The sequence below is a fragment of the Paenibacillus radicis (ex Gao et al. 2016) genome (assembly GCF_014641555.1).
Taxonomy (GTDB): Bacteria; Bacillota; Bacilli; order Paenibacillales; family Paenibacillaceae; genus Pristimantibacillus; species Pristimantibacillus radicis.
Genome location: NZ_BMHY01000003.1, coordinates 473,313 through 485,845 on the forward strand (window position 1 = coordinate 473,313; position 12,533 = coordinate 485,845).

General features: G+C 50.5%; 11 protein-coding genes. 4 read left to right on the forward strand and 7 right to left on the reverse strand.

Features of this window, described 5'->3' with window-relative positions:
* Positions 1-52 precede the first annotated feature (52 nt).
* A complete protein-coding gene (locus IEX98_RS10725) occupies positions 53-943 on the forward strand; it encodes a LysR family transcriptional regulator (protein ID WP_188889059.1) in 891 nt (296 codons plus the stop codon).
* 14 nt (positions 944-957) lie between these two features.
* Positions 958-1,575 (forward strand): cyclase family protein, encoded by a 618-nt coding sequence (locus tag IEX98_RS10730; RefSeq protein WP_188889061.1) that lies wholly within the window; start codon positions 958-960, stop codon positions 1,573-1,575.
* 55 nt (positions 1,576-1,630) lie between these two features.
* Here the strand turns inward: IEX98_RS10730 and IEX98_RS10735 are convergent, their stop codons facing one another.
* A complete protein-coding gene (locus IEX98_RS10735; protein WP_188889063.1) occupies positions 1,631-1,867 on the reverse strand; it encodes a DUF6953 family protein in 237 nt (78 codons plus the stop codon).
* Between the two features lie 107 nt (positions 1,868-1,974).
* On the opposite strand from IEX98_RS10735, the gene IEX98_RS10740 reads away from it, so the two are divergent.
* Positions 1,975-2,337, forward strand: a complete 363-nt coding sequence (locus IEX98_RS10740) for a DUF1304 domain-containing protein (protein WP_188889352.1) — start codon at positions 1,975-1,977, stop codon at positions 2,335-2,337.
* Positions 2,338-2,555: 218 nt separating this feature from the next.
* Entirely contained in the window at positions 2,556-3,956 is a 1,401-nt protein-coding gene (locus IEX98_RS10745) for an aldehyde dehydrogenase (RefSeq protein ID WP_188889064.1), read from the forward strand.
* 314 nt (positions 3,957-4,270) lie between these two features.
* Here IEX98_RS10745 and IEX98_RS10750 read toward each other — a convergent pair whose 3' ends face one another.
* The 6 genes from IEX98_RS10750 to IEX98_RS10775 form a co-directional block, all read right to left on the reverse strand.
* Positions 4,271-5,326, reverse strand: coding sequence for a hypothetical protein (locus IEX98_RS10750; RefSeq protein ID WP_188889066.1), 1,056 nt, complete (start codon positions 5,324-5,326; stop codon positions 4,271-4,273).
* Positions 5,323-7,107, reverse strand: a complete 1,785-nt coding sequence (locus IEX98_RS10755; protein WP_229692087.1) for an HSP90 family protein — start codon at positions 7,105-7,107, stop codon at positions 5,323-5,325. The genes IEX98_RS10750 and IEX98_RS10755 overlap by 4 nt, the downstream gene beginning before the upstream one ends.
* A 168-nt stretch (positions 7,108-7,275) precedes the next feature.
* Positions 7,276-8,685, reverse strand: coding sequence for a glycoside hydrolase family 30 protein (locus tag IEX98_RS10760; protein ID WP_229692088.1), 1,410 nt, complete (start codon positions 8,683-8,685; stop codon positions 7,276-7,278).
* A gap of 122 nt (positions 8,686-8,807) precedes the next feature.
* Positions 8,808-10,388: an extracellular solute-binding protein gene (locus tag IEX98_RS10765; RefSeq protein ID WP_188889068.1), complete on the reverse strand. Its 1,581-nt coding sequence runs from the start codon at positions 10,386-10,388 to the stop codon at positions 8,808-8,810.
* A gap of 70 nt (positions 10,389-10,458) precedes the next feature.
* Entirely contained in the window at positions 10,459-11,400 is a 942-nt protein-coding gene (locus tag IEX98_RS10770; RefSeq protein ID WP_374705333.1) for a carbohydrate ABC transporter permease, read from the reverse strand.
* A 12-nt stretch (positions 11,401-11,412) separates the two neighbouring features.
* Positions 11,413-12,315 (reverse strand): ABC transporter permease, encoded by a 903-nt coding sequence (locus tag IEX98_RS10775; RefSeq protein WP_188889070.1) that lies wholly within the window; start codon positions 12,313-12,315, stop codon positions 11,413-11,415.
* Positions 12,316-12,533: the final 218 nt, after the last annotated feature.

Here is a 12,533-nt window from a genome sequence, read left to right on the forward strand (position 1 = left end):
AATTAGGTGTAACTTAAGCGAAACTGAACTAAGGGACGTGAGAATTATTCATTTGGAGCAGTTGGAGTTCATCGTCGAAGTTGCGAAGACGGGCTCGCTTACCCAGGCCGCAAAAAACTGCCATGTCACGTTATCCGCCGTCAGCCAGTCTCTCTCCAATCTCGAAGCGGAGCTCGGCGTCACGCTGTTTGCCCGATCCCGCAATGGAGCAACAGCTACTGTGGAAGGGCAAGCCATCGTAGATAAAGCGGTCGAAGTGCTGCAAAAACTGCAAGAGTTGAAGCAAGAGGCTCAGCTATTCACCGGCATTCAACGGGGCGAGCTGCGCATGGCTGCTATTCCGGGTCCGCTGTCGCTGCTTATTCATACCATCATCCGTTTCAAGCGGGATTATCCCCATATTGAGATGGTCATGACTGAGAAGAGCACTCGTGAAATCATGGATGATGTGCTGCATCATCGGGCTGATATTGGCCTCATTATTTTATACGAGGACATGCTCAGTAAGCATGGCAGCCTCTCCTTCGGCAAGCTGCTGGAAGGACGGATGGTCGTCGGAGTGAGCAAACAATCGCCGCTTGCGCTGCGCAAATCGATTACGCCTCAACAATTAATGCAGCTTCCGATTGTGCTGTACAAGGACGATTATTTAAAGTTTTTCATCGAGCAGATGGAACAGGACTATGGACCGTTTCAAATCATTTTCCATACGAACAACCTCGTTGCTATTCAAAAATCGGTTGCCGATAACCTGGCAGTGACAGTTGGCTTGGACTTCTCCTTTAATACGCAGTCGCAAGACTCGGAGATCATCCTCTTGCAGCTAGACATGCCGGGCAATCAACCCTTTCAGCTGGGATGGATCAGTTCAAACGAATCCATGCTGCCAGCGGCATCACAATTATTCATTAAGTGGCTTAATCATGAGCTGCAGGAGAGCTAGGTGGATATCCATACATGCTAATCGATTTGTCTCATCCTATTCGAACCGCCATGCCCGTCTATCCGGGTGATACCGAAACGAAGCTGGAGCATGCCAAGCAATTCAAAAAGGACGGCTACAATAATCATCTGTTGACGATCAACATGCATGCCGGCACTCATATCGACGGCCCGATGCACTTGCTCGACACCGATACACGAATCAACGAGTTTCCGGTCGACCGATTTATAGGCCCGGGTTGTCTGCTGGATGCGCGCGGACAAAGCGTCGTTGATGCGAAGCCGGAATACGAAGCGATGATTCAGCCCGATGATATTGTTATCGTTCTTACCGGACATGGCAAGCAGTACGGGAGCCCCGGTTATTTTGACCACTATCCGGTTCTGACGGAGAGCTTCGCCGAGCTTATGGTGCGCAAACAAGTGAAGATGGTTGGTCTAGACACGCCTTCTCCCGACCACTATCCGTTCGAGGTGCATCAAATTTTGTTCCGGGAGCAGATTTTCCTGATCGAAAATTTAGCCAATGCGGAAAAATTGCTGGACGCCGGCCCGTTTGAAGTCATCGCGCTTCCGCTCCATATCGATGCTGATTCTTCGGTTGCCAGAGTGGTTGCCCGTTCGCTATTATAAAAGTGAAAAGGACCGGTTCCAAGGCTGCTAGCCGTGTACCGATCCTTCATCCTTATTATGTCCATGCCCAGAAAAAGCCGTCCCGATCCCAAGCTATTCTTCCTTTATGCAGCTTGCGGAACGCCTTCTTCACTTCCTTCGACAGAGAGGGGTTGCCCTTCTCGTTGACGAAGACGAACGATTCTCCGAAATGAGCTTTGACGTAGTCGATAGCTTCGCTCTGATGGAGATTTCCCTTCGATCTGATTTCTTCTACCATCCATTCGGCAATCTGCTGTTCCGTTATTTCCATGGCTGAATCGCCTCCTTATTGACCCTTAAGAAGATTAAGCATAATGCAAGGTCCATTAAATAGCAACGCCGTTAAATTAACGATCCATTACAATTTTGAAAAGAGGGATTTCATTGCTGCCAATTATTTTAGTAGCCATTGTTGCGATTGAGCATCTGTACATTCTATATCTCGAAATGTTCCGCTGGACGGCTCCGCGTACGCTCCGCACGTTTGGGCTTACCGCCGAGCAAGCGGAAATGTCCAAATCGCTGGCTGCCAATCAAGGCCTGTACAACGGTTTTCTTGCTGCCGGTTTGATCTGGGGTTTGCTGTATCCGAACGCGGATATCGGCAGACATATCGAGATTTTTTTTCTGGCCTGCGTGCTGGTTGCCGCTCTGTTTGGCGGATTGACTGCTAAAAAATCGATTTTGCTCGTCCAAGGCTTGCCTGCGCTAATCGCCCTAGTTTGTGTATTGTGGCTGTAAGTTAGCCTTCATCCCTAATAAGAAGGCGGGAGTTTCCGGGCTCGCCAATGAACAGCACTCCACTAGTTAGACACAACTAACAAGCGGAGTGCTGTTTGCTTTTTGGGCAGGTAATCCCTTCTCTATACAATTGCTGCCGCAAATAACGCATACTACTTGTAAAAGTGTCCCTTTTCGCTCAAAATAAAATTAGAAAATAATGACAAGGAGGGCTGCTAATGACCGCCACCGCAACGATAGACGCGGATAGTGTTGGGCAAGCGCTAGAGGAGCATAAGCGTTATTTTGCCGCCGGGGCAACACAAGATGTGAAATTTCGGATTGCACAACTGCATAAGCTTCGTGATGCTATCCGGAAATTTGAGCCGCAGCTTACGAAAGCGCTTTACCAGGACTTGCGTAAAGGTGATTTTGAAGCCTATGCGACTGAAATTGGTTTTGCGCTGGACAGCATTCGGCACACTGCTAAACAACTGAAGCGCTGGGCGCGTCCCCGCAGGGTTAAAACGCCGCTTGTACTGATGCCTTCAACCAGCTCTATCCGCTCGGAGCCTTACGGCACGGTCTTAATTATTAGCCCTTTTAATTATCCCTTCCAGCTTTGCATGGAGCCGTTGATTGGCGCAATTGCCGCAGGCAACTGTGCGCTGCTGAAGCCGTCGGAATTGACGCCGAATGTCTCCGCAGTTATCGCCCGTTTGATCGGAGAAACTTTCGATCCCGCTTATATTCGCGTCGTGGAAGGCGAGAAGGAGGTCACCTCCCTCCTCATCCATGCGCCTTTTGATCTGATCTTTTTTACCGGAAGCACCGCTGTCGGCAAAATCGTCATGACGGCTGCCGCAAAGAACCTCGTGCCCGTCATTCTGGAGCTGGGCGGAAAAAGTCCGGTTATCGTCGACGCCTCCGCAAATCTGGATCTGGCGGCCAAGCGGATCGCTTGGGGTAAATTTATGAATACGGGCCAGACCTGCATTGCCCCGGATTATATTTTGGCGCATGCCGACATTAAGGAGCAGTTGATTGCTAAGCTGAAAGAGACGATTTCGAGCTTCTACGGAACGGATGCCGCCACTAGCCGTGATTACGGCCGCATCGTCAATACGAGAAGATTTGATCAGCTGGCGGCTATACTCGAGCAGGATCGGGCTGGTATACGCTATGGAGGCACAGTAGATCGGGACGATCTCTATATTGAGCCTACGCTCCTGGATACAGCATGCTGGAAAGACGCTGCTATGGCGGAAGAAATTTTCGGTCCGATTTTGCCCATTATGGAATATCAGGACCTGGACGATGCGATTGCCGGCGTCAATGCGCGGCCTAAGCCGCTTGCCCTTTACGTGTTCACGGAAAACCGCGCCGTCGAGCAGGAGGTGCTGAGCCGCATTTCGTTCGGGGGAGGCTGCGTCAACGATACGATCTCCCACATTATCAATCCCTATCTGCCCTTCGGAGGTATCGGCAATGCGGGTATTGGCGCTTACCATGGCAAGCATGGCTTCGACCAATTTTCCCATCAGAAAAGCATCCTGAAAAAAAGTACGCTGCTGGACATCACCATCCTATTCCCACCCTATAACGACAGGCTGAAATGGGTCAAAAAGCTGCTGAAATAAATGATAGGCAAAAAAGGAAATCCCCCAGCCTGTTTTGGCTAGGGGATTTCCTTTCTTGGGCTGTTCTCCAACGAACCGGCTCGCTATTTAGCGAAGCTAACTTCGCTCGAGAGGGTCAGTCCGCCTTCGACCGGTACGATAGCGAATCTAGCTTCGCTACTCATGAACCTAGGTTCACGGATAGCGAAATTTAGTTCGCTGCAGCAGAGTCGACGATCTCGCTGCACCTCTTTAGCGAATGTGCCTTCGCTATATTGCGAAGGCGGTTCGCTATCTCTCACTAGCGCAAGCAGCCACCGCAAAGCCTCATCCAATCAGCCGCCGCTGATTTTCTTCACCAAGCGGCTGATGTTCTGCTCCTTCTCGGCGATGAAACGGTGCATATAGTCGTTGCCGTTTCTATCGTTAAAGGCTTGCGCTAGCGTGCCAATCTCCTCATCCAGCCAAGCGAGCGTAACCTGCTCGGATTCGGCCAGCTTTTTGCGGCGTTTCACCTTCGACCACTGCTGGAGGAACAATCGCACGGAGAGCAAATACTGGAACCGGTCCCACGGCATCTTGCTCTCCAAGCCAAGCTGAATCGTTCGCTCATACAGCTTGACCGCCTTGGGCATGTCCGTTACGGTGAAAAACTCCATAAACACGCCATATTCGGGCAAGTAAGAAGGACCTTCGATCGATCGAAACGCCTTCTTCGCGATATCAATAGCCCGGTCAAATTCGCCGAGCTTCAACAGCGGAACGATCATATTGCTGTATGTCGTCTGAGGAACGGAACGGCAGCTCATTCGGCCATCGAGGATCGGCTTAATCGTCTGCATCCCCCGCTTCAAATGGTTGATGCGGAAGTAGTATTCGCCAAACAGATTTTGCTCGCATGCCAGACAATCGGATAGCGAATCACGCGGCGTTTCCTTCCACAGCTTGTGATAAGCTGCCGCCGCCTCCAAATGACCTTGCGACAGCAAAAAATTGACCTTTTGCTGATAATAAGCCCGCAGCGTATAGCCATACTGCTTGCACTTCCGTTCAAAATCGGCGAATACCGCCTCGATTTGCTCCAGGCTGAACTGCGGCAGCCGCCAAATCTGGTTCAGCACCCATTTGTAGTGCCACATAATGCTGAAGCTGGAGTACACACCCGGGTTATTCTCGAATTTCGCGAGGCACCAGGAGAACGAAATGAACAAACGCTCCGGACAGCCGCATTCGAGCGTCGCCGATGAATAATCCATTCTCGCATCGTAGGCGTCACTCTCAGTCATATACTGGTCGGCAATCCGGATCGCTTCCTCTAGTACAACGAGCTTCCGCTTGCCATCGGGCATCGACCAAAACTCTCTGCGCAGTCCGTAATAGCGCTGCTTCATCGTGCCCCTCCGACGGCCTCGTCTAAGCCCCTATTCATAAAATGCAGCAACGATTCATTCATAAGACGCAGCTCCTCTGCGTTCATTGAATGATTGCCCATAAGAAGCGCCTGTGTATAGAACAACTCGATACACACCTTTTGCAGTTCTATATCTCCGGAAGCAGCCGCTTTGCGGACGATCGGATTATTGTAATTGAAGCAAAGCCGGGCAAAAGGCTCGTCGTACAGCTCCTGCCGGATGACTTGCACGATGCTGGCAAACAACGCATTAGCCTCCCGTTCACTGTCATCTGCCAGTTTGAACAGGTTAACCTCTTCATTCGTCGTATACAGCGCCGGAATATCGGCCGGTTCAAACCATCGGATCGAGCAGCGGCATTGAAACCGCTCCAGCAATGCATCGGCTAAATCCCGAAACGGCTCCAGCGCCTTCCGTTCTTCGCCAGCTAGACGTTCAAAGCGGTTTGCAATAGCCAAGATATCAAGAATGGAGACGTCCACATCCTCCGACACGCTCGGAAGCTTACGAACCAGCTCGAAATCATGCACATAACCGCCATTGATGACCATCAATCCCTGCGATCTTGCTACGCGGGCAATCTGCCGAAACTCGTCCAGCGTAGTCGTCACTAAAATCTCCGGATAGCTGGAGAGAATATCCGACATCGACATATCCCCGTAGGACGTTTCGAAATTGAGATAACGAATAATGAGCTCATAGAGCTCCTCGTCCTCAACCGCCATTGCTTTCAGCGAAGCGTAATGGATTAAGATAATTCGCTTCAACAGCTCCGGGTCCTGCTCTGAGAGTCCAATCAAGTGCTGCTTGATGCAGTTCCCCAGCTCGTCTCTAACCAGGAAAAACAAATCATTTTCCTGAAACGCCTCGCGGGAAGCCGTAGGCCGCAAGCTGTCCGTATTCATGATGCCGTTGACGAAAAAAGCCCAAGGCGGCAAAATTGTAGCCATTTTATCGGAGAGCAGCATGTTCTTCAAATAGACCTGATGACGCTTCTCATCCTGGAGGCTTACGGCATAGGGTAAAATATACGCCACACCCTCCACGCCGCCAATGGCGGAATGAAGCGGGATGGCATCCATAGGCTTGTAGTAGGCCGAATGCTCGATATAATCCAGCGCGCCCGCCCGATCAAGCTTCCAAGGCGGCAGCGATTCGTTAATTCGTTCTTCGTTGCCTCCCTCCGTCAAATAGATCGGCGTCGGCAAAAACTGCCCGTAACGGGTCAACAAATCACTGACCCGGTCATATTCGAAATAATCCTCATACTCCGGCTTAGCCTTCAAATAGACCGTCGTCCCGATCGGAGCCTGATTGTTCAGCTTTTTGATCGCATAAGTACCGTCCGGTTTGCCCCGCCATTCCAAGGAATCGCCATCCGCTGCAGAACGTGTAATCAGTACGATCTCATCGCTAACAACGAAACAAGCAAGCAGTCCTACGCCAAACTGACCGATAAACGCCTCAGCTGCATCCAGATCGCCCTTCTTCGTCGTACTGCCTATACGCGCGAGAAATTGTTCAATTTCCTGCAGCGTAAGGCCTGCTCCATTGTCTTGAAGGGACAACGTATGCGAGGACGGGAACAGCTCCACCGTCACTCTCTCCTCATACTGATGACCAAGCTTTCTTCTGGCGGTTATCGCGTCTACACCGTTTTGCAGCAGCTCGCGGATAAAAACACCCGGATCCGAATAAAGATGATTGGACAGCAAATCGATAATTCCCTGTAAATTTACCTGAAAATTCATATTTTCCATTAAATACCTCTAATATGTCGTAATATAATGATCTGTGCATTATAATTCTATTTTTTTCGCGCTTTTTCCTGCTTTTATTACTTATTTTTCTGTATGGATAGAAAAAGACAACTTCCCAAAAACGCGTATCTCGCGCTTAACAGGAAGTTGTCTTTATCGTTTCATTCGTTATTTCCAGCAATAAGTAGCTACCGTTTTGGCTGGCAGGCTGTCCGCAAACTGCCGGCCCTGACATAACACCCGGAAAGGCTGCGCCGTTTCACTCTGATTAATGACAATCGCAACGAATTCCCCATCCGGATTCAGGAAGACTACATTCGTAACGGTCTCCGCAGAACCGTACGTACTGCCGACTCTTACTGCTCCCCGCCGGATAAACTTCGAGAACTGGCCGAGTAGGTAATACTCCGGTGTCACCCAGCTGTTATCGGCTTGATCAGCATCCTGGATGAATAGAGTTGGACCGGGGGTCCCCATCCATTGATGCGTGCCGATTCGGCTGTCCAGCATCGTAACCCAAGCATTATAGCTGCAAGCATAGTTGCGGAAATATTGTGCAATCCGGTCCGCCCCCTCCGCACCCCACACGGAGCGTTCGGTCAAGTAGATTGGCTTATCCGGGTATGCGGCATGAAGCTCACTCATCGCCTCCGGTGATCCTTCATAATCATGGAGAGCAATGCCGTCTGTCGCGGCAAAGCCTTCCGGATCATTCAAAATCGGCGTCACATATCCCATTGCATCGATAAAGTTATGATCGAAGATCCATAATTTTGTCGTCAGCCCATGTGCCGCAAACTCGCGCTTGAGTGCGACAGCCAGTTCCTTCTGTCTCTCCGGCGGCATATAGCAGCTCGGATAATCGGTCTCCAGCAGCGGCTCATTTTGCATCGTCATTGCGTATACCGGAATACCATGCTGCGCATAGGCTTGAATCGACTTCCGGTAATACTTTGCCAGCGCATCGGTATAGGCCTGCCCTTCCTTCAGCATGCCCCGCTTTAAATCGCCATTCGTCTTCATCCATGCAGGAGGACTCCAGGGCGACGCAAAAATCCGTACATCCGGGGCAATTGCAATCAGCTGCTGAATCGTCGCTATAATCGACAGCTCAATGTCCTTCTCAATTGTGAAACGTTCCAGTTCAAAGTCCGTCTCGCCTTCCGGCAAATCGTTATACGTATAAAACGGCTCTGCCGTAAAATCCGACGTGCCAATCGCTATGCGAATCAGGTTCAGTCCGATTCCCGCCTCCGAATCAACCAGCTGGCGCAGCACCTGTTCCCGCTTATCCGGAGACATTTTCGCCAAATTGTGAATAGTCGTCTCTTCAATGGAAGTGCCGATGCCCAGCATTTCCTGATAACGGTGCTCTGGTGAGACTAACAGCGCAGGCGACTGAGCAGCCTCAGGCGCTGTCCAGGACAGCCCCGGCTGCTGGCTCAGCCGGTGCTCCGTCTCATGCGGCCCAGAGAACCATTGGCTGCCGCCGGGCGCCAGCGAAGTGCTGTACCATACCTCTACTTCAGAATTACGTCTTGCATCTGAACTTAAAACGGATTGATTCATCTTGTTCATATTGCTCTCTCCTTTTCCCTCTCTATCTCTTATCTGCTCTGCCTGCAAAAATGCAATAAAAGCGAAGACAGCACCGCGGCTAAGCCAAATTCAGCTTAGCCGCGCCATGCTATCCCGCTATATTATTGAATGCCTTTTTCGTCAAAATATTTATTGGCTTCGCCCTGTACGTACGCCAGAACCTTATCGACGCCCGCTGCTTTCAATTTATCGCGGTACGTTTTCAAAGAAGCGTCTACATCGCTGGTCAGACCCAGCATCAGCGGCTTGCCGTATTGCTCAAACACTTGGTTTACGGCTGCAAGCTCCGCTTTAACCGGCTCGTAGTCCAGGGAGATTGGTCCGAAAATATCCGGTTTGCTGATTGGCTTGAACTCTTCCTTCAGCACGTCCAGACCTTCCCAGCCGCCTTTCTCCTTCTTCATGTTCGGCTCATAACGCCAGCCCCAGCTTGCGATGTCGTAGCGTGGCGTTTCGTTCAAGTCCACGCCAGGAGCCGGGATGACGATCGTTTTGTCGTCCTCGCCTTTTGCCCAGTGCGTGCCTTCGATACCGTAGGTCATCAGATTGAAGTAGGCCGGATCGTTACGCAATTTGTCCAGCACCATCAAGGAACGCTCTGGATTCGTCGAAGCTTTCGGAATCGCCATGCCGTTTGCGATTGGAATCGTCGGAATGACATAGTTGTGGAAGCGGCTGAACGGGAAGTAGCCGATTTCCATGTTCAATCCTTTTGCTTTCACTTCATTGATAAAACCGCCTGCGCTGGACGGGTTACGCCAATAAAGCGCGCCTTGGCCCGTCTTGATGAAATCGCCTGCTTCCTGTTTGGAAGACAGCGAGTTTTTGTTCCAGTAGCCTTTGCTTTCCCATACTTTCATCTTCTTGACCCAAGCCTCATACTCGTCCGTGAACGGCAGAACTTGAATGTCGCGAGGCGTTGCATAGGACATCGAACCGATAACCTCACCCGTAATCTGCTGGAAGTCCACCGAAGCACGGAACAGCGTTGCGATGTTCTCGTAAGCGGCGCCATTGATCGGCGTTACTTTTTTCTGCGTCTTCACTGCATCCATATACGCCTCAATCGAATTCACGTCCGTGAACTCCGGCAGGTTCAGCTCTTTGCGCCAGTCTTCGCGGTACACGTAGCCAATCGGCGTATATTCCGCGTTCGTGTTCGGCACTGCATAGATACCGCCGCCAACCTTTACCGACTCCCAATCCTGCTCCGGCACGTTGCCCCAAGTCGTTGGCGCGTATTTCGGCAGCAGGTCTTTCAGATCAAGAAATGCGCCTTGTTTGGACAGCTTGTAAAATTCGGCCCAGTTCGATGCGAAGATCATATCGATCTTCTCGCCGGACGTCAGCAGCAGGTTGTATTTCGTCTGCCAGTCATTCCACGTCGTAAACTTCAGATCGACCGTCGTGTTCAGGTCTTTCTCCAGCATTTTGTTCCATTCCGCAACGATTTTATCCTGGTTTTTGTGCGCGTCGCCAACCAGATACCAAGTCAGCTTCACTTTTTTCAATTTCTCGCCTTCGGCCTCTTTGCCGCTGTTCGTTGCTGCCGGTTCTCCGTTTTTCTCACCGTTTGTACTAGGCTTACCGCTATTGTTGTTATTGCTTCCGCATGCTGCAAGCAGCGAGAGAACAAGCGACAGAAGAAGAACAAGCGATACCCATTTCACTCTCTTTTTCAAATTCGACTCCTCCTTATTTATAATTGCCATCATCTATGTTAGCCGGTTGCCCGGTTCTAACCGTTATTCATTAACCCTTAACCGCACCAATCGTAAGCCCTTTCACAAAATACCGCTGAACGAAAGGATAGAATAGAATGACCGGGCCCGTCGCCACGACGGCCACCGCCATCTTCAGCGTCTCGGTCGGCGGGACGATATTGGCTGCCAGGTAAGCGCCATTATTCGTCTGTAGTACGGCCGCGCTGGACAGTATCTTGTAAAGCAGAAACTGGAGCGGATATTTGTCTCCGGAAGTAATGAACACGTTGGCGTTGAACCAGTCGTTCCAGTAGCCCAGTGCCAGGAACAGCCCGATGGTCGCGAGGCCCGGCGTCGAGAGCGGCATGATCAGCTTCCAGTAAATGCGGAAGTCGCCAGCGCCATCGATCTTTGCCGATTCCACGATGGAATCCGGAATTGATTTCATGAAGCTGCGCATCAGAATAATATTCCATGCGCTGACGAGCGGCGGCAGAATGAGCGCCCAATAGCTGTCTTTCAGCCCCAGATGCTTGGTCATCATGATGTACCAAGGGATCAGGCCCCCGCTGAACAGTGTCGTGAAATAGATGAAGAATGAAAGCTGGTTCCGGTAGACGAAGTCCTTGCGGGATAGTACATAACCGGCCATAGAGGTCAGCAGCAGTCCCAGCAGCGAACCGGCAACTGTGACGCCAATCGTCACGCCATAAGCCCGGTAAATCTGCTCCGGATTGGAAAATACCGATTTATAAGCCTCGAACGATAAGGCGTTCGGGAACAGCTTGAAGCCTTCCGCGATAATTTCGAGTTCGTCCGTGAACGAACCGGCCACAATCAGCCAGAATGGAATGAGACAGATCAGCGACAGAACAGTCAGCATCGAATAGCCGATGACGTTGAAAGCGATGGTTGCGTTATCCGCTTTTATCCTCGTTACTTTATAAGAAGGAGAAGACTGCTGCGGCATGGTTTGGCGATTAGAGCTCATTGAATTCCCCCCTTAGAACAACGCGTACTCTTCGCGCGTTTTTCGGATGATATAGTTGACGGTCATAATAAGAACGAAGCCGAAGAAGGATTGATAAAGGCCCGCCGCAGTACCCATGCCGATATCGAAGTTAATCGTTAGCGACCGGAATACGTACGTGTCGATAATATCCGTTGCCTCGTACAGCATGCCGTTGTTGCCGATAATTTGATAGAACAGATCGAATTGTCCTTTTAAAATGCCGCCAAGGCTGAACAGAATGAGCAGGATGAACGTTGGCATCAGCAGCGGCAGCGTTATGCTGCGGATTTGCTGAAAAATATTCGCCCCGTCGATTTTCGCCGCCTCGTAATATTCGTCGCTGATGCTCATGATCGCCGCCAGATAAATGACAGTGCCGTAGCCGATACCCTTCCAAATATGAAAGAAGACGATAATATATTTCCAAGGCGTGGTCTCGATATAAAAGTCATACGGCTGCAAGCCGATTTGCTTCAGCACCGTATTGACGACGCCAAGATCCGAGAACAGGTTGAAGACGAACGCCCCGACCAATACCCAAGACAGGAAATACGGTAAGAACATAATGGATTGTGCCGTCTTTTTGAAAAACTTGCTCGACAGCTGCGCCAGAAACACTGCGCAAACAATCTGCATCACATTGCCCACAATAATAAAAGCGATATTGTACAGCACCGTATTTTTCGTTAAATTCCACAGTATGCCCGACTTGTACAGAAAGGCAAAGTTTTGCATCCCGACAAACTCGCTTCCGAACAATCCGCCGTCAAAATCGAATTTGGTGAACGCGTAGTACACGCCAACCATCGGAATGTAGCTGAATAAAACAAAAAACAGCAGTGTCGGAGCAATCATGAGGAACATCACTTTGTTCCGCATTATTTCTTTGATCATTTTTCGGCCTCCCTCTTGCTCTCCTCTTTATGTGCAGTAGCTGATGTGCTGCTTCCGGACGATCACGCCGGCTGCAAAACCTATGGTAGAGGAGAGGGGAAAAACCGGCAACTAACCATCCGCGACATGACTCACTTTTTGCTCCAAACGGCGACTAACCTTTTTCGAACACGCTATCTTTTTCCGTCACAGCCCAGTCGTATCAACGGTTTCCAGCT

What these genes read in the sequence shown, in the direction of transcription:
- IEX98_RS10730 (WP_188889061.1), top strand. Translation starts at nt 958, where the DNA reads ATGCTAATCGATTTGTCTCATCCTATTCGAACCGCCATGCCCGTCTAT.
- IEX98_RS10735 (WP_188889063.1), bottom strand. Translation starts at nt 1,867, where the DNA reads ATGGAAATAACGGAACAGCAGATTGCCGAATGGATGGTAGAAGAAATC.
- IEX98_RS10745 (WP_188889064.1), top strand. Translation starts at nt 2,556, where the DNA reads ATGACCGCCACCGCAACGATAGACGCGGATAGTGTTGGGCAAGCGCTA.
- IEX98_RS10750 (WP_188889066.1), bottom strand. Translation starts at nt 5,326, where the DNA reads ATGAAGCAGCGCTATTACGGACTGCGCAGAGAGTTTTGGTCGATGCCC.
- IEX98_RS10755 (WP_229692087.1), bottom strand. Translation starts at nt 7,107, where the DNA reads ATGGAAAATATGAATTTTCAGGTAAATTTACAGGGAATTATCGATTTG.
- IEX98_RS10760 (WP_229692088.1), bottom strand. Translation starts at nt 8,685, where the DNA reads ATGAACAAGATGAATCAATCCGTTTTAAGTTCAGATGCAAGACGTAAT.
- IEX98_RS10770 (WP_374705333.1), bottom strand. Translation starts at nt 11,400, where the DNA reads ATGAGCTCTAATCGCCAAACCATGCCGCAGCAGTCTTCTCCTTCTTAT.
- IEX98_RS10775 (WP_188889070.1), bottom strand. Translation starts at nt 12,315, where the DNA reads ATGATCAAAGAAATAATGCGGAACAAAGTGATGTTCCTCATGATTGCT.